The organism is Thermobifida halotolerans (assembly GCF_003574835.2).
Lineage (GTDB): Bacteria > Actinomycetota > Actinomycetes > Streptosporangiales > Streptosporangiaceae > Thermobifida > Thermobifida halotolerans.
Map to the genome: position 1 here is coordinate 3,898,894 of NZ_CP063196.1, position 21,698 is coordinate 3,920,591.

General features: G+C 68.5%; 16 protein-coding genes. 7 read left to right on the top strand and 9 right to left on the bottom strand.

Annotation, left to right across the window (positions count from 1 at the left end; all coding sequences use genetic code 11):
• Positions 1 to 3: 3 nt before the first annotated feature.
• The 3 genes from NI17_RS17460 to NI17_RS17470 are packed head-to-tail and all read right to left on the bottom strand — an operon-like array spanning position 4 to position 7,575.
• Complete coding sequence (locus NI17_RS17460) at positions 4 to 2,214, bottom strand: DEAD/DEAH box helicase (protein WP_068688064.1); 2,211 nt, start codon at positions 2,212 to 2,214, stop codon at positions 4 to 6.
• Complete coding sequence (locus NI17_RS17465) at positions 2,183 to 3,514, bottom strand: ATP-binding protein (protein ID WP_068688063.1); 1,332 nt, start codon at positions 3,512 to 3,514, stop codon at positions 2,183 to 2,185. Before NI17_RS17465 ends, NI17_RS17460 begins: the two co-directional genes overlap by 32 nt.
• Entirely contained in the window at positions 3,511 to 7,575 is a 4,065-nt protein-coding gene (locus NI17_RS17470) for a TerB N-terminal domain-containing protein (RefSeq protein WP_119268168.1), read from the bottom strand. Before NI17_RS17470 ends, NI17_RS17465 begins: the two co-directional genes overlap by 4 nt.
• A 384-nt stretch (positions 7,576 to 7,959) precedes the next feature.
• Here NI17_RS17470 and drmD point away from each other — a divergent pair, with 384 nt between their 5' ends.
• Both drmD and NI17_RS17480 read left to right on the top strand, forming a co-directional pair.
• The gene (gene drmD, locus NI17_RS17475; protein ID WP_068688062.1) at positions 7,960 to 11,094 is read left to right on the top strand and encodes a DISARM system SNF2-like helicase DrmD; all 3,135 of its coding nucleotides are present in this window, start codon (positions 7,960 to 7,962) and stop codon (positions 11,092 to 11,094) included.
• Positions 11,091 to 15,146, top strand: a complete 4,056-nt coding sequence (locus NI17_RS17480) for an Eco57I restriction-modification methylase domain-containing protein (protein WP_119268169.1) — start codon at positions 11,091 to 11,093, stop codon at positions 15,144 to 15,146. The genes drmD and NI17_RS17480 overlap by 4 nt, the downstream gene beginning before the upstream one ends.
• A gap of 473 nt (positions 15,147 to 15,619) precedes the next feature.
• Here NI17_RS17480 and NI17_RS17485 read toward each other — a convergent pair whose 3' ends face one another.
• Positions 15,620 to 16,435: a UTRA domain-containing protein gene (locus tag NI17_RS17485; RefSeq protein ID WP_068688060.1), complete on the bottom strand. Its 816-nt coding sequence runs from the start codon at positions 16,433 to 16,435 to the stop codon at positions 15,620 to 15,622.
• Between the two features lie 292 nt (positions 16,436 to 16,727).
• Here NI17_RS17485 and NI17_RS17490 point away from each other — a divergent pair, with 292 nt between their 5' ends.
• The 5 genes from NI17_RS17490 to NI17_RS17510 all read left to right on the top strand — a co-directional run bounded on the left by NI17_RS17490 (position 16,728) and on the right by NI17_RS17510 (position 19,320).
• Complete coding sequence (locus tag NI17_RS17490; protein WP_234401627.1) at positions 16,728 to 17,132, top strand: hypothetical protein; 405 nt, start codon at positions 16,728 to 16,730, stop codon at positions 17,130 to 17,132.
• The gene (locus NI17_RS17495) at positions 17,132 to 17,374 is read left to right on the top strand and encodes a hypothetical protein (RefSeq protein WP_068688058.1); all 243 of its coding nucleotides are present in this window, start codon (positions 17,132 to 17,134) and stop codon (positions 17,372 to 17,374) included. The genes NI17_RS17490 and NI17_RS17495 overlap by 1 nt, the downstream gene beginning before the upstream one ends.
• Positions 17,371 to 17,787, top strand: coding sequence for an ATP-binding protein (locus NI17_RS17500; protein ID WP_068688057.1), 417 nt, complete (start codon positions 17,371 to 17,373; stop codon positions 17,785 to 17,787). Before NI17_RS17495 ends, NI17_RS17500 begins: the two co-directional genes overlap by 4 nt.
• A gap of 97 nt (positions 17,788 to 17,884) precedes the next feature.
• Positions 17,885 to 18,388, top strand: a complete 504-nt coding sequence (locus tag NI17_RS17505; protein ID WP_068688056.1) for a helix-turn-helix domain-containing protein — start codon at positions 17,885 to 17,887, stop codon at positions 18,386 to 18,388.
• 119 nt (positions 18,389 to 18,507) lie between these two features.
• Positions 18,508 to 19,320 (top strand): SMI1/KNR4 family protein, encoded by an 813-nt coding sequence (locus NI17_RS17510; RefSeq protein WP_068688055.1) that lies wholly within the window; start codon positions 18,508 to 18,510, stop codon positions 19,318 to 19,320.
• A 95-nt stretch (positions 19,321 to 19,415) separates the two neighbouring features.
• Here the strand turns inward: NI17_RS17510 and NI17_RS17515 are convergent, their stop codons facing one another.
• The 5 genes from NI17_RS17515 to NI17_RS17535 all read right to left on the bottom strand — a co-directional run bounded on the left by NI17_RS17515 (position 19,416) and on the right by NI17_RS17535 (position 21,620).
• On the bottom strand, positions 19,416 to 19,676 hold the full coding sequence (locus NI17_RS17515; RefSeq protein WP_147416940.1) for a hypothetical protein: 261 nt from the start codon (positions 19,674 to 19,676) through the stop codon (positions 19,416 to 19,418).
• Positions 19,663 to 20,109: a MerR family transcriptional regulator gene (locus NI17_RS17520; RefSeq protein ID WP_068688053.1), complete on the bottom strand. Its 447-nt coding sequence runs from the start codon at positions 20,107 to 20,109 to the stop codon at positions 19,663 to 19,665. The genes NI17_RS17515 and NI17_RS17520 overlap by 14 nt, the downstream gene beginning before the upstream one ends.
• Positions 20,106 to 20,612, bottom strand: a complete 507-nt coding sequence (locus NI17_RS17525; RefSeq protein ID WP_234401626.1) for a hypothetical protein — start codon at positions 20,610 to 20,612, stop codon at positions 20,106 to 20,108. The genes NI17_RS17520 and NI17_RS17525 overlap by 4 nt, the downstream gene beginning before the upstream one ends.
• Positions 20,613 to 20,898: 286 nt before the next feature.
• Positions 20,899 to 21,111, bottom strand: coding sequence for a hypothetical protein (locus NI17_RS17530; RefSeq protein WP_243597537.1), 213 nt, complete (start codon positions 21,109 to 21,111; stop codon positions 20,899 to 20,901).
• Positions 21,112 to 21,290: 179 nt separating this feature from the next.
• On the bottom strand, positions 21,291 to 21,620 hold the full coding sequence (locus NI17_RS17535; RefSeq protein ID WP_147416939.1) for a contact-dependent growth inhibition system immunity protein: 330 nt from the start codon (positions 21,618 to 21,620) through the stop codon (positions 21,291 to 21,293).
• Positions 21,621 to 21,698 lie beyond the last annotated feature (78 nt).

The window sequence follows — 21,698 nt, forward strand, 5'->3', positions numbered from 1 at the left end:
AGGTCACCCGCTTTCCGCGACCCCGGCCAGGAACTCCATCGCCCCCGGAACGTCGAGGGCCCGCGCGGCGTAGGAGCGGGACAGCAGGTCCTCCCCCAGGTAGTGGTCGTACTTGTGGCGGCGCTTGTCGGCGACCATCCGGGCCAGCTCCACGGGATCGGGAGGTCCGGCCGCCACCAGGTGCTGCGCGACGGCGCGGAGCCGGCTCCGGTCCATGTCCGGCACCGTTACGAGCGCCCCGGCGTGCGCCGCCCTGACTCCCACCCGGCGCAGCAGGTGGCAGATGGTCTCGGCGACCCGGTCCCCCCGCCACGGGAACAGCAGCGACTCCCCGTCGTACTCGTGGACGTACGCGTCGTCCAGACCCATCTTCCGGAATGCCGCGCGCCCCTCCTCCAGCAGGATCGCCCCCGCCTCGTCGAGATAGCGGGGCACGTCCGCGCCGAGGTACACCTCCCGCATGCGCTGCCGGACCCCGTCGCCGACCGGAACGGGCGACCCGACGAACCCGGGGGGCACGGCCTCGCCCCGGGCCGGGACGACGAGCACACGGCGTTCCGCGGGTTTCACCTCCACCACCTGCCAGGAGCGTCCACCGAACGCCAGCAGCGCCCCCGCGTCCACGGCCGGGCTGATCGGCATGGTGCCCATGTCGCCGTCGGCGGTGGCGATCGCGTACTCCTCGGCCGTGTCGAACGCCGAGTAGAACGAGTAGTGGTTGAGCAGCAGCTCCCCCACTTTCCCGGGTAGCAGCAGGCCACCGCGCTCCTGGGTGACCAGTTCGCGTTCCCCGAGGGCGCGCAGCAGGTCCGCGAAGGTCCGCTCGTCCATGCCCGGGAACGCGCCCTCAACGCACAGCTCCCGGTACAGCCGCAGCGCGCTCGCTCCACTGCGCTGGGCGAGCACCGACAGGACCTGCTGTACCAGTGTGGACAGGTGCGGCGTCTCCAGGTCGGGGGGTTCGCACCAGCGGCGCAGCAGCAGTTCCACCATGGCCACGGTCTGCACCAGGTCGAGACGCAGCCGCTCCACCGGGGTCTCGGGCAGGCTCTGCTCGGTGACGTACACGTACAGCTTCGCGGGCGCGCCGCTCCGCCCGGAGCGGCCGAGCCGCTGCCGCAGCCCCGCCACGGTGGGGGGCGCACCGAGCTGCACGACCGTGTCCACCCAACCCACGTCGATGCCGAGCTCCAGGGTGGCGGTGCACACGACCGTGGCGGGTGACGACCGGTTCTTCAACCGCTGCTCGGCGTGGGCGCGCAGCTCCGCCGAGAGCGAGCCGTGGTGGGGGGTGAAGGGATTGGGCAGCCGATCCTGTTCGGCGAGCGCCGACAGGGCGGCGGCGCAGCTCTCCGCCTCTGCCCGCGAGTTGACGAACACCATGTTGTGCCCGGTGCGCACCACCTGGTACAGGTGCTCAACGGCCGCGTCGCACGCCCCGCCTCCGGTCTCCTCCCGCAGGTCCGCCACGTAGCCACGCACCTGGAGCAGCAGTTCCTTGCCCGCTCCCCGGTCCTCCACGACCGCGACCCGCTCGCCCTCTCCGGAGCGGAGGAACTCGGCGGCGGCCCGCAGGTCCGCGAGGGTCGCGGACAGCCCGATCCGGGCGGCCCGATGACCCGCCGCGTGTTCCAGCCGGTGCATCAGGGAGCGCAGTTGCGCGCCGCGCGCGGTGCCGAGGAAGGCGTGCAGTTCGTCGACGACGATGTAGCGCAGGTCGGCGAAGAGCCGCGCCACCGTGGAGCCGCGCGTGACGAACATCGCCTCCAGCGACTCGGGGGTGATCAGCAGGATGCCGGAGGGCTCCTCGCGCAGCCGGTCCTTCTGCGCCGCACCGATGTCGCCGTGCCAGGCGGTGACCGGCACCCCGATCCGCGCGCACAGGTCGGTGAGGCGCGTGTGCTGGTCGTTGATGAGCGCCTTGAGCGGGCTCAGGCACACCGCCTGGATACCGGTGGTCTCACCGTGTTCGGCGTCGCGGGCCAGCACCGAGCACACGGGCAGGAACACCGCCTCGGTTTTGCCTCCGGCGGTCGCCGCGGCCAGGAGCACGTCGGTGTCGCCGCCGACGATCGGCCGGATGGCCTGCTCCTGGATGGGGCGCAGGCTGGTCCAGCGCTGTTCCCAGACCCAGCGCTGGACCCCCCGGTGCAGCAGCGCGAACGCGTCCGGTGCCGTCGTCTCAGAGCCGGAAGGAGGCGAGGGGCGAGTCATTGTCCACGTCGTCCTTGGCGGCCAGCGGCTGCAGGTCGGGGTTGGTCTCCTCGACGATCTCCACGTTCGGCAGCAGGGTGCGCCAGTCGGCGCCCTCGTTCTGCGCCAGCACGTCCATGAGGCCGATGAACTGCTTGATGGTGCTGCGCGGGGTGCGGAAGTAGGCGTCGCCGACCCGTTCCGCGCAGTGCCGCATGAACGCCTCGATCGCCTCGTCGGGCAGCGGGTACTTCTCGGGGTCGCCGCCCGCGTAGACGTGCCGGACCTTGCGCAGCAGCTCGTAGAAGTGCTCCTTGGTGAAGTGGCTGAGCCGCAGCACCGGGCCGTGGTAGTCGACGAGCCCGCCGGTGGCGTAGGGGTTCTCCTCCAGCCGGGAGCGCAGCGCCTCGTAGGAGTACAGGCCGCGCAGCGGGTCCTCCAGGAACTCGGGGGTGCCGCCGAACAGGAAGCCGATGTGCTCGGCGCGGCCCTGCTGGGTGTCGTTGACGATGTTGAGGATCTGCTCGTAGTTGGCGACCCGCGACCCCTTGTGGGTGAGCTTGTAGAGGTTGACGAGTTCGTCGAAGCAGACCAGCAGCCCCCGGTACCCGGCCATGGTGGTGAAGGCCGCCATGAGTTTGAGGTGGTCGAACAGGGAGCGGTCGTCGATGATCTCGCTGACGCCCAGGTCGCGGGCGGCCTCGGTCTTCTTCGCGTACTCGGCGCTGAGCCAGCGCAGGGTGTGCGCGCGCAGTTCCTCGTCCTGGTTGACGTGGGAGCGCCAGTAAGCCTCGATGACCTTGGCGAAGCTCGGTCCGCCGGGGAACTCGCGCAGCCCCCACAGGCGCTCGCTCAACTGCTGTTCGACGGTGGTGCCAGTGGCTTCGGCGTCGCGCCGCACCTGGGTCACGAACTGCTCGACGACGGTGGTGAGCGCCTGGCCACCGGGCTTGGCGCGGGTCGCCATGTTCGCCATGAGGGTGGAGTACAGCTTGCGGGCCCGCCCCTGGCTGCCCTGGAGGCGGCGGTCGGGGGTGAGGTCGGCGTGGACGGTGACCAGTTTCTCCTGGTGGGCGACGGAGCGCACGAGGTGCAGGAAGAACGTCTTTCCGGAGCCGTAGTCCCCGATGACGAACCGTACCGCGCCCGCTCCGCTCCTGACCTGCTTGATGCTGGTGTGCAGGGCTTCGAGTTCCCTGCCCCGTCCAACCTGGATGAGGTGGGCGCCGCGGTGCGGGACGACGCCGTTGCGCAGCGCGTCGAGCAGGGGACCCTTGTCCCGACTGCGGATGGGGAGGGGGGTCGCGGGGGCTTCGGTCACTGGGTCATCTCCTCGAAGATCACCGTGCGCACGGTGACGTGGTCTTCTCTTTCGTTGATCACGGCGGTACCGGTCAGGTCCAGCGCGGCCTCGTTGATCTCGTCGATCGCCTCGTACATGTCCATCCCGTACCAGCGCGCGAGCCGGGCGACGTCGGCTGGGCTCCATCGTTCCCGGGTGGCGAGGTCGATGAGCAGCGCGGCGTGGCGCTGGTCGAGTCCATTCACCGATTCAGTCGTTTCTGCGGGGGGTTTCACGTTGAGGAGGAACACGTCGACGTCAACCGCCCCCAGGGCGGTTTTTTCAGGTTGTGGGGCAATCCCCCTATAGCTCAACCGCAGCCGGAACACGGCCTCCTGACCGAGTATTCGGTGCGCGCCGAGCAGGAAGGACGTCTGGTCGTCGGTGATCTTTCCACCGCTCTCGGCGACACCAAGCAGTAAATCGCCGATTTTCTCCCGGTCACGCAAGGGAAGTTCAGCAAGACTGCGGCAAAGAGTGATGGGCGCTTTTCTGGCCGTGGACACGTACTCGTGGAGGTACAACTTCTGCCATTCCTCCTCGGCCAGGTCGACGAGGGTTTCGATGGCGCGCGCGACCGCCAGGCGGTGTTCCACGGTCAATGGCCCGTCCAGCGCCGCCAACTGAGCGGCGAGGTCCGCGAAGTCCCGGACGGTCTTCACGTGCTGTGCTGCCGGTTCGGAGGCCTTGGCCGGTGGTGCGGCGGGTTCCCGGGGGGCTTCGGCGGTCCGGGGTGTCGTCCAGTCGACGACTGTGGGCCGTTCCCCACCGGTCACCGCCACGGCCGCCGGGCGGCGCGGGGCCGTCCCCTCGCAGATCTCCCGCACTCGGCGTATGAGATCCTCCGGCGGAGGAAGCTGCGCCACGTCCGGTACTCCCCGCACCGGAAACCGCACCTCGCCCAATCCAGGGCAGGAAGCCTGGTAGACGTATTCGATTTCAGGAACTTTCGCCACCGTGTCCGGATCGAACCGGTACGGCAGCCGGTAATTCCAGAAAGGTGCCAGCTTCCGGTACCTCTCGGGATCATCGGGACGCAGGTGGTACAGCACCCACTCCAGCGCCCATTCCGCACTGGGGAACTGACCTTCCTGAGCCAGGAGCCCGAGGGTCAGCCGAAAATTAAACGGAGGAGTTCCGCTCTTGGGAGAATATCGGGAAGGCGCGTGCGGCCGTCTCGGATGTCTTCCTTCCGTCAGGTCGACAAGAGTGGTCAGTTTCCGTGTCTGGGCAGCAAATTTTGCGTCCACCCAGTGGAGGAGGTATGGCTTTTCCAATTCCTCGCGCAGCTTTGGAGGAACCTGCGCCAGCCCTTCTCTGGGAGCACGGACGCTCTCCACAATTCGACGTTCCAGGCCGTTGCGGAACAGACGAGCGAAGACTCCTGGGATGAGACCCTTGACGTTCCTGTTACTCAGCCAGACCAGATACTGGGCCCGTTGCCCGGCAGTGAGATCGGCGTACCCGGTCACCTCCTGTGCGATCTTGCCGCTCGGATCAGTGACGGTTTCGTCCCGCTCCTGGGAGAGATCGATCGCCGAGGCCCACTGCACGTTGTCGGTCTCCGCCGGTGCGTACCCCGTGTACACCATTCCCTCGGGGATGGTGTACCTGCCGATCCGCACGGTCGTCCCGGGTGCGTGCCAGGTGGACCAGCGGCTTGCCGTGGCCGTTCCGGCGGGCTTGGCCACTGGTCGGGTCAGGGGCGAGGCCGGAGTCTGCGGTACCCGGGTCTTCTTCCCGGCGTCCTCCACGTCGGCGAGCGCGGCGCGCACAACGCTTCCCAGGTGGTTCAGCGGGAGGGTGAGTCCGCTGATGTCGTCGACCTCGGCAACGGGAATCCGGACCGTGTCGAGGTCGGGGTTGGCGGGCTGGTAGCTCCAGGCGAATGTCTTTCCCCCGCTGAACGGGACGGGCAGCCCACCCGGGAACTTCTCGGTGAAGCGCTTCCGGAACGCCTCGTGGAAGTCCTCGGAGGTCCGCAGCGCCAGGGGCGGGCGTACCTGCTCGTGGTGTACGGCCCAGGACAGCGCCCAGTCGACCGGGATCTGCCTGTTTTGGGCTTTCAGCGCTCCCAACCCGTAGCGGAGTTCGTCGGGCACCGAGTCATAGGGGTCCTTGGGCGATGGCGGCTCACCCGGGTCATCGTTGTTCCCCCGAGCGAGGTACCCGACCACCGCGCGCAGCGCGCGCGCCCGCTGCCGGAAGCGCCGCATAACGCGGTACTCGCTGATCAGGCGGTCCAGTTCCGCGCGGATATCCGTCAGTCCGCTGGTGGGCGCACGGCCGGGCAGAATGTCGCACAGCACCCGCTGCTCCAGGCCGTAGAGGAAGAGGAAGAGCGGTGTGTCGTTGCTGAGCGTCCCCCTGCGGTCGGCGGCGAGCCAGTCCAGGTAACGGCCCCGGGTGTCAGGGAAGACCTGGTGGTAGCCCTTGCCGTGGTGGCCGGAGAAGGGCTTGGCCAAGGTGACCTCGGCGGGGAGGATCGGGTTGACCAGCGCGGCCCGCCGGTTGTCGCCGTCAGACGCTCCGACGTAGACCAGTCCAACCGTGATCTTTCGTCCCTGGACATAGACGGTCTCTCCGGCGTCGATCCAGGACGTTTTCTGGCTCTGATCCGCCCCGGAGGGTGTTGTGGTGCTGGGCGGCAGCACGTTTTCGGAGGCAGCGGGGCGCGGCTTCCCGGCTTCGGGTGTCCGCCTCTCGGCGGGGTCGGGCATCGCTCCCCGCTCCCGGAGTTCAGCCAGTACCTCGGGGTCCACTCTGACCACGTCGCCGTCCTCGTCGAGGAGTTCCATATCGACGAGGTCGAGGGCGTACTCGTTGATCTCCGAAAGTGCCGCGTCGACCATCAGTCCGTGCCGTCGGGCGAGCGCGGTGACGTCGGCGCGGGACCATTCCTGTCCGGTCACCAAGGCCGTGAGGAAGAGCCGACGGGTGGGTTCCAACTCGGGGAGCGCCGGGTTGTCGGCTTCGGCATCGGTGGGGACGGGCTTGGATTCAGCAAGGGCGACAACCGATGACGAAGGCGCCTCCTCGGTCTCCTCGTCGTCTTCGTCGTTGTACAGATCAGCGAGCAGCGCGTCGGCCCGACGCGCGTCGTCCTGCACGGTGGCGAGTCGGTTCAAGTCGAGGAAGTCGCTTCGCGCGGGGACCGATTCCGACCGCGCCGCTTCCTCCTGTGGTTTCTCCGACGGCTGCCCGGCCGAAATCACGGTGGGCTTTTTGATGCCGGGGACATCGTTCGGCAGCGCCGCCGGTTCCGGTCTCGCTGTCTTCCCTGCTGGCTGTTCGACCGGGAGGGTGATCGTCTTGGCCGGTTCTTCCTTCCGTGCCCGCCGCTCCGGCGGAGTGGCGGGCTTCACCGGAGCGCTGCCGGTCCCCTGTTGCTCCCGGTAGTGGAGCGGCTGGTGCCTGCGGCTGGCCGGAAGGTAGGTCTTCTCTCCCGGGGAGGGCTGCTTTTCCCAACTGAGCTGCCAGTCCTGTTCCCGGGTGCCTTCGAGGTAGGCGAGCAACTTGAGGAGACTCGTCGCCTGCTGTTTCAGCAGTGGGTCATCTCCGTAGACAGTCAGCAGCCGGTCCGTCTCCCTGCGGATGGCCGGGAGGTCGTCCGCTCGCTTGTTCTCCTTCAGCTTCCGCAGCACCCGGCTCTCCAAGCCGGTGAAGAAGAGGTAGACGAAGCTGATGGTCACGTCGCGTCTTTTTCGGCCGCTGGCAAGCCATCGCAGGTAGGCGGTCCTGGCCGAGGGGAGAAGTTCGTAGTAGGGGAGCAGTGAGACACCCGCCGGCAGGGGAGGGCGGAGGTCAGCGGCCCAGCCGATGGGCAGGGAGGGGTCGATCTCCGACAGTTCGGGGAGGGTGCTCCGCGGTGCGCGGACATCCCCGACATAGATCATCCCGTCGGGAATGGTCTGGTTCTTGACCACCACCGGAGTTCCGGCAGGGAGCCACCAGAGGTTGTCGCCTTCCTGCTGCCAGTTCTTCTGTGGCTTGAGACCGTTCTTTCTCGATCCCGTGGTAGACGACACTTTCTTGGCCAAGTCCTGCTCCTTGTCCTGCCGGGTTGCGCTCGGATCCAGCGGCGTGTCCCCGTGGCCGAACCACCCGATGCTCTCGGAGACGAAAAGCCGACCGGCTCCCCTTCGCCCTGCGTGCGCCCGAGGCCGCCGGGCCGCTTTTCGTGTGTGCGGACGTCTCCGCGCACACCTCCTTCTCCTATCAACCCCTCCGAGGAACCGCGTCCCGAATTGTGGTGATTTCCGGACGCCGCACTCCAAGGTGTGTCACGATCCCCTGGAATCCACCCGCCAACCATGTCTGTGTGAACTCAGCTAACAATATAATCTCCCCTCTCGACAGATCACAACCCCACCCGTAAGTTAGATCCGCGTCCGCGCCCATCCGTCCGACGACGAGGAACCCCGATGGCGAGCACAACCGAAGCCACCCTCTCCCCCGGCGCCCTGGTGGCGGTCCGGGGGCAGAAGTGGGTGGTCAGCCAGGTCGAACCGGCCGGAGAGCAGGCCACCCTGGTGGCCTTGCAGAGCGTCGAGGACGGCCGCTACGGCGAGACCCTGGAGGTGATCTGGGAGGTGGAGCCGGGCCGCCGGGTACTGCCCGCCGGTTCGCTGCCCGAGGTCTCCGCACACACCGGCTTCGACCCGCCCGAACGGTTGGCCGCGTTCCTCGACGCGGTGCGCTGGTCGGCAGTCACCTCCGCCGACGTGCGGCTGCTCCAGGCCCCGTTCCGCTCGGGGGTGACTGTCGAGGACTACCAGTTGGAGCCGGTGTCGCGCGCCGTGGCCGCGCCCCGCGTGAACCTGCTGCTCGCCGACGACGTGGGCCTCGGCAAGACCGTCGAGGCCGGGCTGGTCGCCCAGGAGCTGCTGCTGCGCCACCGCGCCAAGCGCGTCATGGTCGTCTGCCCGGCGGGCCTCACCGTGAAGTGGAAGGACGAGATGGCCGAGAAGTTCGGCCTGGACTTCACGATCGTGGACTCCGAGCGCTGCGCCGAGGTGCGCCGCGACTTCGGCAGCGCCGCCAACCCGTTCAACGTCTACCCGCTGACCATCGTCAGCCTGCCGTGGCTGCGCGGCGCGAAGGCCCAGCGGCTGCTCGACGAGGTGCTGCCCGCCGGCGGCCCCGGCTATCCGCGCGCCTTCGACCTGCTCATCCTCGACGAGGCGCACCACGTCGCCCCGGCCGCGCCCAAGCAGGTCTACGCGGTCGACTCCCAGCAGACCAAGCTGATCCGCCGCCTCGCCCCGCACTTCACGCACCGGCTGTTCCTGTCGGCGACCCCGCACAACGGCTACCAGGCGTCGTTCACCGCGCTGCTGGAGATCCTCGACGACCAGCGCTTCGCCCGCGGCGTGGCCCCCGACAGGGCGGCGGTGCGCGACACGGTGGTGCGCCGCCTCAAGACCGACATCGTCGACGCCGACGGCAACCCGCGCTTCCTGCGCCGCGAGGCGAAGGCGATCCCGGTGGTCTACCCCGACAGCGAACGCGAGATCCACGGCCTGCTCACCCGCTTCGCGGAGCTGCGCCGCGCCAAGATCGCGTCGCGCCGGGGCCGCAAGGCCACCGACCTGGTCACCCTGCTGCTGAAGAAGCGGCTGTTCTCCAGCCCGGCGGCGTTCGCGCACACCGTCTCCGTCTACCTCGACACGCTCCGGCGGCGCTCCGGCGCGGCCCCCGCGGTCGAGGACGACGTGCCCGAGTGGATGGAGGACTTCTTCGACGACACCGCCACCTACGACGACGAGCAGTTGGCCGAGGCCGAGGACGACGCGCTGGACCGCACCCGCCCCATGCAGCCCGACGCCGACGACGACGAGACGGCGCTGCTCACCCGGATGCTGGAGTGGGCCGAGCGGCACGAGGCCCAGCCCGACGCCAAGGCCCGCGAACTGGTCGGCTACCTGAAGGCGGTGTGCCGCCCCGACCGGCACTGGACGGACGAGCGGGTCGTGGTGTTCACCGAGTACCGCGACACCCTGCGGTGGCTGAAGGACCTGCTGCGCCAGGAGGGCATGGACGGCGACCGCGTCGCCGAACTGCACGGCGGCATGGACACCGACGAGCGCGAACGGGTGCGCCTGGCCTTCCAGAAGCACCCGTCCGAGCATCCGGTGCGGATCCTGCTGGCCACCGACGCCGCCGGTGAGGGCATCGACCTGCAACGCCACTGCCACCGCCTGGTCAACTACGACATCCCGTTCAATCCGAACAAGCTGGAGCAGCGCATCGGCCGCATCGACCGCTACGGCCAGACCCGCATCCCCGAGGTGCGGCACTTCGTGGGGTCGGGCTGGCAGGGCGCCGCCGACTCCTACGAGGCCGACCTGGAGTTCCTGTCCCGGGTCGCCACGAAGGTGGCGCGCATGGAAGAGGACCTGGGCCAGGTCAACGCGGTGCTGGCGGACGCGGTGCAGCGGCGCATGCTCGACAGGGGCGCCAAGGTCGACGTGGAGTCGGCCGGGTCCCGAAAGGAACGGCTGGCCTCCGACGCCAACGTCCGCGACCAGGTGCGCCGCCTGCGCGAGAAGCTGGACGCCACCGTCGAGGAGCTGGGCCTGGTCCCCGACCGGGTGAAGCGGGTCGTGGACACCGCGCTGGCCCTCGCCAACCAGCAGAGCCTCACCCCGCACGTCGATGAGCGGGAGCTCGCCGACGGCCTGTTCGACGTGCCCACGCTCACCGACTCGTGGGCGCGCGCCGCCGAGGGGTTGACCGAGAAGCTGCCGCCGGGCGGCGGCGAGCCCCGGCAGCTGCCGGTCACCTTCGACGCCGAGGTGGCGCGGGGCCGCGACGACGTGGTGCTGGCCCACCTCAACCATCCGCTGGTGGCGATGTCCACGCGGCTGCTGCGCGCGGCGGTGTCCAACGACCGGGTGGGGCTGCGCCGGGTGACGGCCGTGGTCAGCGACGACCCCGCGCTGGAGGACGTGCTGGTCGGCGCGTATTCGCGGTTCGTGCTGGTGGGCGCCGACGGCATCCGGCTGCACGAGGAGGTGCTGTACGCGGGCGGGTGGGCGCCCGAGCACGGCCGGTTCCGCCGCCTGGAGAACCTGGGCGCGCTCGGCGGTTTCCTGGACCGCGCGCTGTCCACCGGCCGCCCCGCCTCCGACGTGGTGTGGCAGCGGGTCGCGCAGCGGTGGCCGCGGATCTCCGACGGGCTCATGTCAGCGGTCAAATGGCGCAGGGACACCCGGAAGAAGTCGCTGCTCCGCCAGTTGGAGCAGCGCGCCACCGAGGAGCGCGCCCGCGTCACCTCCGTGTTCGACCAGTTCTCCGCGACCCTGCGCGCCGCGCTCGCGGAGAACCCCGACGACGCCGAGGACGCCCTGTTCAGTCGGACCGGCCTGGAGAAGTCCAAGGAGGAGTTGGAGCAGTACCGCCGCGACCGCCGCAACTGGCGGCGCCGCCTCGACGGGCTGGCCGCCGAACGCGAACGCGAACTGGCGGCGATCGAGGCCCGCTACAGCCACCAGAAAGCGCACCTGTTCCCCGTCGCCGTGGTGTTCGTCGTTCCGAGCCGGGAGGCCACCCGATGAGTTCCCCCCGTTCCCGCCGCCCCCGCCGCTCCGCCTCCGACAGCGCGCAGCAGCACCGCGAGTGGCTGTCGCTGATCGAGGTCAGCGGCCCGTTCCTGTCGCTGCCGGTGCTGCGCGCCACCTGGCCGAACCTGGAGTCGCTGACCAAGGACCAGGTCGCCGCGCTGCGCCGGGCGCACGCCGACTGGCAGGCCGCCCCGGCCGCCGGGCAGCGCCCCTGGATCGACTTCGTGCTCGCCGGTCTGCTCGACTGGCGGGAGGAGTACCGCACCGGCACCGAGGAGCTGGCGGCCCTCGCGATGGCGGTGCCCGAGCACGACACCACGGTCACGCCGTCGTTCGCCCTGGTGGAACCGGGCGAGGACGTCAAACCGGACACGGTGCGGCTGCTGGGCCTGATGTGCCCGCCCACCACCTCCCCCACGGCCCGCGTGAAGGGCGAGGCGTGGTCGGCCACGCCCGTGGACCGGCTCGCCCAGTTGTGCCGCCACCACGGCGTGGAACTGGGCCTGGCCACCGACGGCCGCTGGTGGGTGCTGGTGTGGGCGCCGCGCGGCGGCGTCACCACCACCGCCGTGTTCGACGCGGTCGCCTGGCCGGAGGCCGCCGAACGGGTCGTGGTGCGCGCGTTCTCCTCGCTGCTGGGCCGCGAACGGTTCTTCGCGGTGCCCGACGACGAACTGCTCGTGCCGCTGCTGCGCAAAAGCCTGGACTCCCAGGAAGACATCACCGAAGCCCTCGGCGTGCAGGTCCGCCAGGCCGTGGAGCTGCTGGTCACCGCGATCGGCCGCGCCGACACCTGGTCGCGCGAGCACGGCGGGTCCTCCGGTCTGGCGCACGTGCCCGCACACGAGGTGTACCGGGGCGCGGTGTCGGTGATGATGCGCGTGGTGTTCCTGCTGTTCGCCGAGGAACGGAAGCTGCTGCCGTCCGACAACGAGCTGTACGCCCGCGCCTACTCGGCGGGGCGGCTCTGCGCCGAACTGGAGCAGCGGGCGCTGGAGGGCTCCGAGGAGGAACTGGAGAACACCTACACCGCCTGGCACCGGCTGCTCGCCCTGTTCAACGCCGTCTACCGGGGCGTGGAGCATCCCCGGCTGAAGATGACCGCGCACGACGGGTCGCTGTTCAACCCGGACCAGTTCGGCTGGCTGCCGCTGCACATCGACGACCGCACCGTGCTGCACATGCTGCGCGCCGTGCAGTACGTCGAGATCGGGACGGGCCGGTCGAAGGAGCGGCGCGCCCTGTCGTTCCGCGCGCTGGACGTCGAGCAGATCGGCTACGTGTACGAGGGTCTGCTGTCCTTCGACGGTTTCCGCGCCGACGACGTGGTCGTGGGCCTGGTCGGCAAGGAGGGCCGCGAGGAGGAGGTGGCCCTCGCCGACCTGGAGGCATTGGCGGCCGGGCACTCGGATCTGGACGCGCTGGCGAAGGCTCTTTCGGACGCCTACAAGCAGTCGGGGATCGGTTCGACGCGGGCCGTGGCCAAGCGGCTGGCCCCGCTGTCGGGGACCGACCGGGAGGAGGCCCGCAAGAAGCTGCTCGCGGTGACCCGGGGCGACTACCCGCTGTCGGAGAGGCTGCTGCCGTTCTTCGGACTGCTCCGCACCGACCTGCGGGGGCTGCCCGTGGTGGTGCTACCGGGTGAGTTGTATGTGACCGAGTCGCCGCTGCGGCGGAATACCGGGACGCACTACACGCCGCGCTTCCTCGCCGAACAGGTCGTCGAGGGGGCGCTGGAGCCCCTGGTGTACGAACCGGGGCCGTTGCAGACCGCCGACCGCGACGAGTGGAAGCTCAAGTCGAGCGCCGAGATCCTGGGGTTGAAGGTCGCCGACATCGCGATGGGCTCGGCGGCGTTCCTCGTCGCCGCCGCCCGGTACCTCGGGGATCGGCTGGTTGAGGCGTGGGTCGCCGAAGGCGATGAACGGGTCCGCGACTACACGCCCACGGGTGACGAACTGGGCGCCGACGAGGACCCGGTGACCGTCGAAGCGCGGCGGCAGATCATCGAACACTGCCTGTACGGGGTGGACATCAACCCGATGGCCGTGGAGATGGCGAAACTGTCGCTGTGGCTGGTGTCCATGGACCCGAAACGGCCGTTTACTTTCTTGGACGACCGGTTGGCGGCCGGGGACTCGCTGCTCGGGGTGACGTCGCTGGAGCAGGTCGAGTACATGCACATGGACCCGAAGAAGGGGCGGAAGATCCACGAGCGGGCGCTGGTGGACTTCACAGCGGGGATTCGAGAACTCGTCGCGGATGTCGCTCAGGAACGGCGGGCACTCACCGACATTGAGGGAACATCGGTGGCGGCGTTGAACCGCAAGCGGTCCCTGCTGGCGGACGCGGAGTTGCGGACCGGTCGGGTAAAACTCCTGGCGGACCTGTGCGTGGGTGCGGCGCTGGCCAACGCCAAAAAGGGCGACACCGGCCTGCGGGACGGGTCCCTCGCAGCGGCCGACCTCGCCCGCCGTCTCAACACCGCCGAACCGGAGGCCCGGATCAAGATTCGGGAATGGCTGGAGACGGACCGGCCGGAGGGGGCATTCAAGAGGGTGCCGGTGCACTGGCCGCTGGTGTTCCCGGAGGTGTTCGAGAAGGGCGGGTTCGATGCGGTGATCGGGAATCCGCCGTTCTTGGGGGGAAAAAAGATCAGCGGGCCGATGGGGTCTGTGTATCGCGAGTATTTGGTTAACTGTATTGCAGGAGATCTCAAAGGACACGCCGACCTGGTCGCTTACTTCACACTGCGCGCGCATGGCGTCCTTAATAACAGTGGCCAGACCGGGTTGGTTGCGACCAACACCCTGGCTCAGGGGGATACCCGGGAAGTCGGATTAGACCAACTCACTGTCAACAAGGTCACTATCCGACAGGCCGTGAAGAGCAAGCCGTGGCCGTCGAAGAGTGCTGCGTTGGAGTACTGCGCGGTGTGGGGAAGCCGGGCCGGACTCGGCGAGAAGGCCAAACGGGTTCTTGACGGTAACGAGGTCAAGGGGATCACGTCTTCGCTTGACCCGGAGTCCCGGACTTCAGGCCATCCCGAACGCCTGGCCAAGAACTCCGGACTGGCATTCAATGGTCAATATATCATGGGAATCGGATTCACCATTGAAGCCAAAGAAGCCCAGAAACTAATTAGGAAAGAAGCTCGAAATTCGGAGATTCTTTTTCCTTATCTAAACGGACAAGATGTTAATTCACGCCCAGACTCATCAGCCAGTCGCTGGGTAATAAATTTCCACGATTGGCCAGAAGGAAGAGCCTCGGAATACACAGATTGCTTTAACCATGTAGTTAAGCAAGTCAAACCGGACAGGCTTCGCCAAAAAGACGAGCATGGAAAGCGCTACTGGTGGCAGTTTTTCCGCCAACGCCCCAAACTAAGGAAGGCAGCATACGGACTAGAACAAGTCGTCGTCATTACTCTCGTGAGCAAGACCGTAATGCCGATGATGGTGCCGACTGGCCAGGTCTTTGCCCACAAGCTTGGTGTCTTCGCTACCGATGACACTGCCATGTTGGCACTGCTGTCAAGCGCGCCGCACTACTGGTGGGTCGTTGCTCATGGATCGACGCTTGAGACCCGTATCAACTACTCCCCCTCTGACGTCTTCGAGACCTTCCCGCTCCCAGAACTCACCGAAGAACTCCGCGAACTCGGCTCCCGCCTGGACACCTTCCGCCGGGACGTGATGCTCTCCCGGCAGTCCGGACTCACCAAGACCTACAACCTGGTCTTCGACCCCGACTGCACTGACGACGACATCGAGGAGCTGCGCCGGATTCACCGGGCCATCGACGAGGCCACTGTCCGCGCCTACGAGTGGGAGGACCGCATCGAGGCGGTCGGCGGGCTCGACCACGGGTTCCATCCCGTCGGCAGTAAGGAACTCCGCTACACCATCGGCCCGGCCGCTCAGCGCGAGATCCTGGACAGCCTGCTTGAGCTGAACCACGAACGCTACGCCGAAGAGGTCGCCCAGGGCCTGCACGACAAGAAGAAGGGCAAGCGCGCCTCAGCGGAAACCCTGTTCGACTGACGCCGCCCACCCGACCCGGCAGCCAACAATCCCTCCAAGACCCGAGGAGCGGGCAAAGCTGCCGGGCCTCTCCCTGTTGAAGGGGATCGGCCGGTTCACCGCCCACAGCACCTCGGTCCGGCCCGCGAGCGGGTGACGGCTGTGGGTGCCGGGTTGTGGTTGCTGGTGTCCTCGGTTCCCGTGGCACTCGATCGCGCGACCCTGTCTGTCTGTGGTCCAGGGCTCCGGCGCGATCGAGCACCACGGACCGGAAACCGTGGTCACCCGCCGCTGTAGTCGCTGAACGGGGACCCGCCAGCGGGTGTCTGACCGCCCCAGACACCGACGATCGTGGCTGGTGAGGGTTCTGGGCTGAGGTGACGGCCCACTCTCAGCGAGATCATTGGTACCTGGGCGGGCGGTGTAGAGTCGGTTTGGGATATTCCGCCAGGAATGTGCGAAGGCCCCGGCGCTGCCGGGGCCTTCGTGCGTCCTCAGAACTGGTCGGAGCCCGCGACCTGGCCGATGGGGAAGGTGTGGCGAGAGGCGGCGCACACGGTCTCCAGTGCGTGGATCGGCATTTCGTCGGTGGACACGCTGACCCGCAGGATCTGGACCACCCACTCACCGGGCACGTCCAACAGGTCGGCCTCGTACGGTGTCGGCGGACGCACGGTCAACGTCTCTGTGGCGTGGGAGAACCGGTGTCCCAACTCCTCGATGGCGGCCTGGAGGGTCGGCAGCACGAACCCTTCCTCGGCCAGCCGGGTCCCCTCCGCGACGTCGGTGCGGAAGTAGCTGGTGGAGATGCGCACCGGAACTCCGTTGGCCCAGAACATCTTGCGGCGGGCGATGACATCCTCGCCCGGTTCGGTCCGCAGTCCGGCGGCGACATGGTCACTGGCCGGTTCGCGGCCGATGTAGAGCATCTTCCGTTCGGCGGTCAGCCCCTGCCGCTCGGCCTCGGTCAGGTACAGGCTCTTAGAGCCGCGCACACTCGGCGGTGTCGGCAGAGCACGCTCCACCAGAACGCGCGGCCGGGGCTCGGTCGGCCCGGGCGGCGCCTGGTGCGCCGGTCCCGCGCCCGCCTTCTTCATCTGCGACACGCGCCCCGGCGTCACGCCGAGATGCCGGGCGATGTCCTCCTGCCGCAGGCCGCCGGACTCCTGAGCTTCGATGATCGCCTGGCGGCGGATTCGGGACAGTTCGACGGACTGCCCCTGAAGGGTGGTCATGGCGCTCGACGCGGCACGCGCCCGGTCGAGCGGGTCGGGTATGGCTGCGATGTCGTGCAGCGTCCTGGCATCCACGCTGTTAGTCCTCTGTAGCTAGTCCGCCCGAAAAAAGTTTAGCCCCCCTATTGCAGAGCCCGCACAGTTGGGCTACCGTCACAGTACGCACCGAAGTTTAGCCCCCATAAACAAGGGGTTCTCGGGAACCTGTGGGGTGCGAGTGTGCGGCGGAGTTCGGGGGTCTCACACCGTCAGTCTGTCGCATACTTCCGAACTTCGGCGCTTCGGAACCCACGGCCGCGAGCCGCATGGTTCCGCATTCCTGGTGGACGCGGTTTCCCAGCCGCACTGAACCGAAGGTCACCCAATGATGCGTGTTCTACTGTTGCTGCCCTTCTTACCAGCTATGCTCGCCGAGTTCGGCGCGCTCGCCGTCCGGCGCCCGCCCCAGCCGCCCCGACGGCCGGTGGTGCACCGGCCGCGGCATGCCGCGCCGCCGCGCCGCCAGGCCCGGGAAATCCCCCGTATCCCGGACTACGCGGCCTTCGCCGCGACCGCCGAGGCGCACTCGGCCCGCTGGGAGACCACCTACGAGTACAGCTCTTCCTCCCCCTATCGGGCGCGCAACCGGGTGACCGGGCACGTGGTGGCCGTCAGCGACCTCAACCTGCTTGATCACATCCTGGCCACCTACGAACCCCCGCACCCCGTGCGCGGCTACTACGGCCAGCAGACGCGCGGGCGCATGCGCACCTACCTGGACGGGGGCCGCTGATGGCCGACCACGTCCTCACCTTCGACCAGGTCGCACTGCTCGCCGACGGCCGCGCCCACATCGAGGACCACGAGCACGGCCTGGCCGTGGTCCTCGGCCCCGACCGGCTGGTCCTGCCCGTCCACAGCGTGGAACGGACGGTCACCGCGCTGGCCAACCTCGACAGCCTCCTCGGCGCGGCCCTGTCGGCGGTGGCCCTGTACCGCCGCACCCGCCCGCCCCGCGGGGAGGAGCCCCGGTGAGCGTCGCGTTCACGTCCTTTCCCGGCCTGCCCACCAGCGTGGCCGCCGCCCGCCGGTTCGTGGCCGGCGCGATCCGGCTCTACCCGCACTCCGCCGCCCCCGGCGAGGTGGTGGATCGGGCCGAGCTGATCACCTCGGAACTCTGCACGAACGCACTGCGCCACACCCGTTCGGGGGAGCCCGGGCAGAGCTTCACCGTGTGGATACGGGTGGACGAACACGGCGTGCGCGGCGAGGTCCACACCCCGCCCGCCCGACTGCCCCACCTCATACCGCAGGTGGTGGAAGCCCACCCGTGGTGCGAGTCCGGGCGCGGCCTGTTCCTCGTCGACCAGCTCGCCACCAAGTGGGGCACCCTCACCCCCTGGCAGAACGGCGTGTTCTTCCTCCTCACCTGGCCCCAACCCCGATGATCTTGGCACCAGGGGCCAATATTCAGCGATCTCCGGCCCCTGGTGTCGATCCCAACGCCCGCAATCCGCTGTCCGCACCGACCCCGGGAAGCCGCCCGTGCCCGCACCGCTGATCACCCGCGCCGCCCTCAAGGCCGCCATCACCACCCGCGAACTCAACCCCGACCACCCCGTCTTCCCCACCGAGTTCTGGACCCATCCGGTCGTCGCCCGGGCCGTGGCCCGCCTCGACACCACCACCCTCATCCGCCAAGCCCGCACACTCACCCCCATCACCCAGGAACAACTCGCCCACCTCACCGGACTCACCCAGGCCACCATCTCCCGCATCGAACACGGCCGCACCCAACTCCGCGACCTCGACCGGATCCACACCCTCCTCACCGGCCTCGGCGCACCCCACCCCCCGTCTCTCAAGGGCACTGACCCCCTGGACGGCTACACCGTCCGCGCCGTCATCGCCGAAAACGAAGGCGGCCACCTGGTCGTCCTCCACGCCCCCACCCAGTCGATCACCCAAGCCCTCGCCCACACCCCCGAACCCGCCGCCACACCACTGCCCCCACCCCCCACCCACCCCGTCTGGCCCCCACCCCGATGATCTTGACGCGAGAGGGCCATGAACTGCGATTTTGCCCCTCTCCCGTCAAGATCATGGATGTGTCACTCCCCCGTGGCAGGGTGGTCGCCGTCAGCAGCGGCCCACCGTTCGGAGGACACATGGACGCCTTCTCCTGGGAACCTCCCACCCCGCAACAGGTCGTGGCGGCGCTGCGCTCAGCGGCGGAAGCCTCGGACGGCGGGGTGGTCCTGCTGCCGGGGATCAGCGACAGCGCCATGGACGCCTGGGAGGCCCCCGTACCCGAGGACATCCGCGCCACCGCCCGCGAGATCGGCGGGTTCGCCCCCGTGGGATGGAACGGGAAACCCGACCTCTTCGAAGCGTTCGGCTTCGAGAACGAGTTCAACGCCGAACCCGACCACCGGTGCGGCCCGCCGGGAACCTTCCGGGTCCTGCACACCAACGGCCTGGCCGAGGCTTACTACGTGGACGTCGATCCGGAAACCGGCGAATGGCACGGCGTCTTCTCCCTGTGGGACAGCATCGACGCCACCTTCGAGGCCCCCAGCCTGCCGCAGTGGCTGTGCCACCTGGCCGACGGCATCCGCCGCTCCGCCGGCGCGGTCCGCGCGGGCTGCTACCGGCGCCTCGAAGAGGCGTTCTTCCACTGGTTCCGTGCCACCGCCCCCGAATCCGGGAACGCCGAAGCCTTCCGCGACTGGGCGGAAAGGGAATTCGTCCGCCTCGTCCCGGGGAAGGGGGTCATCGACGCGCCCGCCGCCCGCGCCTCCGCCGACCCCGTCCTGGCCGAGGTCGGAGCCCAACTACCGGACTGCGCCTCGGTCATCGACCTGCGCGGAATCAACGCGCACACCTCTATCGAGACCATCGACAGCCCCGGCATGGGCATCGACGCCGGATTTCGCCGCTTCCACCACGGCCGTATCCTCGCCGCCGTCCCCTGGGACTGACCCGGCCCACGAACGGCGATCCTGACGAGCAGGGCGCCTGTGGACCGCGATTCTGGCCCTCTCTCGTCAAGACCATGGACGGGTTCCGGGGCGGTCTACCCCCCGCAGCCGCAGGAACCGGAGGCCGACGACCGGCACGAGCACGAGCGGCGGCGGTACATCCACCACGCCCCGGCCGCGAGCGCAGCGAGGGCGACCGCCAGCGCGGGCATCCACCCCGCCAGCGCCGCGGCGAAACCGCCGAGCGTTCCGGCGGCGATCAGGACGGGCAGCGCGCAGCAGGCCACGCACGCCAGCGCGGCCAGGCTCCCCAGGATGCGGTGCGTCCAGGGGGAGGCGGACCTAGATCCGGTCATCGACATGGCGGTTCTCCTCGGCGAGTTCGGGAAACGGCAGTGGACAGCAGGGGGCGTGCGCGCAGGTGGACAAGTCGTCGCAGCCCGCCTCCAGCGCGTCGGTCAGGGTGTCGCGGATCGTGGTCAGGTCGGCGATCTTCGCCTCGATCTCGGCGAGTTTGCTCCGGGTGCGCTGTTGCAGCCCCGGCCGGGGCCGGCCGTGCCGGTGCGTGCCCGCCTCCAGCAGTTCGGCGATCTCGTCAAGGCTGAAGCCCAACCGCTGCGCGGCCTTGATCATCCGCACCACGGTGACCGCCTCCGGCGGATACATCCGGTGCCCGCCGTTGCTGCGGCGCGGCTCGGCCAGCAGGCCGCGCCGTTCGTAGTAGCGCAGGGTCTGCAGGTTCACCCCGGCGGCCTGTGCGACCTGCCCGCTGCGCAGCGCCGCGCTCACCGCGACGCCCCGCGCAGCACGGCGACGGCCCGGTCGGCCAGCGCGTCCAGCACCGGCACCCGCGGGTCGGGGACCGAGACCTCCACGAGCAGGCGACCGCCGTACCGGGTGAAGGCGAAGGTGAAGAACGGGCAGCAGCGGCTCTCCCGGTCGGCCAGGTCGCGGGCGGCGGACTCGTGCGCCGGGTCCAGGGCCAACCGCAGCCGGGACGGCTCCGGCCGCGCCACCGCGCGCATCCCCGTGGCCAGCAGCAGGTCGAACTCCGCCATCCGGGCCGGTCGCTGGTCGGCCGGAAGAGCGCACTCCTGCGGTGCCCACGAGGCTTCGGTCTCGTCCTCGTCGCCCGGTGCGGCATCGTCGGCGCGGCAGGAACAGCTTCGGGCGGACCCGCACTCCGGGCCGCACGCCGCCCCCGCCGCCGCGAAAACAGTGCCCAGCACCGGAACACGGCGGATGCCTCCGCGCGGCGCAGCACCGCCGGAGGCGGGTGTGGGGTCATCCATGACCGGCTCCTTCACTGGCCGCCGCCCTCTCGACGGGGACAGCGGCCGGGCCACGCGACCGGTCCGTCCGGTCGGCTCCGCTGTCGACGGTAAACCCGTACCCGGGTACCGGTTGCAACCCCGAAGGCGCCCCTGGTGGAAACAGGCCGTGAGCCGCACCCGGGTCAAGTGGCCAGGTGGCTGCCCCCGGTCACCTCGGCTCCGTCGGACTGCGGTTCTGCCCCTCGCGTATCGGAAGTTTGACCATCAGGACACGAGGCGCTCCGGGAACGCCCAGGAGCGCGGTTCAGTGGCCATCATCCAAAGGCGGCATCCCCACTCGCCCCTCAGCCTCCGCGCGAAGCTTCTCACGCAGCCAGTCGGGGATGTAGTCCTCGTCACGTGGAAAGTACTTCAGATCCTGGGTGAACCCCTGGGATGTGGGAAACGTGATCCCCGGGTCCTTGTCGTAGTCGAAGTGGACGGTGTAGTTCCCGGGTCGGGTGACCACATACTCCATCGAGAATCAGGTCCCCTCGCCTTCCAGATACATTCCGGCCCGGAGTTCCTTGGCCATCGGGATGATTCTCACGGGAGCGAACTCCCTCTGGCGTGTTCCATCCGGGAACTCAACGAATTGGCATCACCGATTCCTTGCTCTCCAGACCGCCTATGAGACCGTAGATTCCACGAGATCCGTCAACCTTTCTCTTCCGGATCGATCGCCAGACTTGCCTCAATGATTTCCTGAAGCACTCCAGCCCACGTCTCCCCCTCGTCGACATCAGGCTCATATCCGCTCTTCCAAGTATTCTCGAAGAGATCTTCCAGTTCGCCCTCGGCAAGCCCCTCCCCCAAAAGCGCCTCCGCATCCCTTCGAATCTTTGGAGCCATAGAAACAAGCTCTTTTCTGTTTTTCATTATCTCTGCAACACTCCCACCATCAATACTCCAGTCCTGGTGGAGATAGGCTTCAACGAAGTACTCCAGACTTCCAAACTTCCCCCTGAAGCTTCTTTCAATATTCACCCAAGTCTCCCTCTAGACCGGAAACGAAGTTACAATATAGTACTCCAGTGGACTTGTCCCCGGAATTGGGTCAATTAT

What these genes read in the sequence shown, in the direction of transcription:
- NI17_RS17460 (WP_068688064.1), bottom strand. Translation starts at nt 2,214, where the DNA reads ATGACTCGCCCCTCGCCTCCTTCCGGCTCTGAGACGACGGCACCGGAC.
- drmD (WP_068688062.1), top strand. Translation starts at nt 7,960, where the DNA reads ATGGCGAGCACAACCGAAGCCACCCTCTCCCCCGGCGCCCTGGTGGCG.
- NI17_RS17480 (WP_119268169.1), top strand. Translation starts at nt 11,091, where the DNA reads ATGAGTTCCCCCCGTTCCCGCCGCCCCCGCCGCTCCGCCTCCGACAGC.
- NI17_RS17490 (WP_234401627.1), top strand. Translation starts at nt 16,728, where the DNA reads ATGCGTGTTCTACTGTTGCTGCCCTTCTTACCAGCTATGCTCGCCGAG.
- NI17_RS17495 (WP_068688058.1), top strand. Translation starts at nt 17,132, where the DNA reads ATGGCCGACCACGTCCTCACCTTCGACCAGGTCGCACTGCTCGCCGAC.
- NI17_RS17510 (WP_068688055.1), top strand. Translation starts at nt 18,508, where the DNA reads ATGGACGCCTTCTCCTGGGAACCTCCCACCCCGCAACAGGTCGTGGCG.
- NI17_RS17515 (WP_147416940.1), bottom strand. Translation starts at nt 19,676, where the DNA reads ATGACCGGATCTAGGTCCGCCTCCCCCTGGACGCACCGCATCCTGGGG.
- NI17_RS17525 (WP_234401626.1), bottom strand. Translation starts at nt 20,612, where the DNA reads ATGGATGACCCCACACCCGCCTCCGGCGGTGCTGCGCCGCGCGGAGGC.
- NI17_RS17530 (WP_243597537.1), bottom strand. Translation starts at nt 21,111, where the DNA reads ATGGAGTATGTGGTCACCCGACCCGGGAACTACACCGTCCACTTCGAC.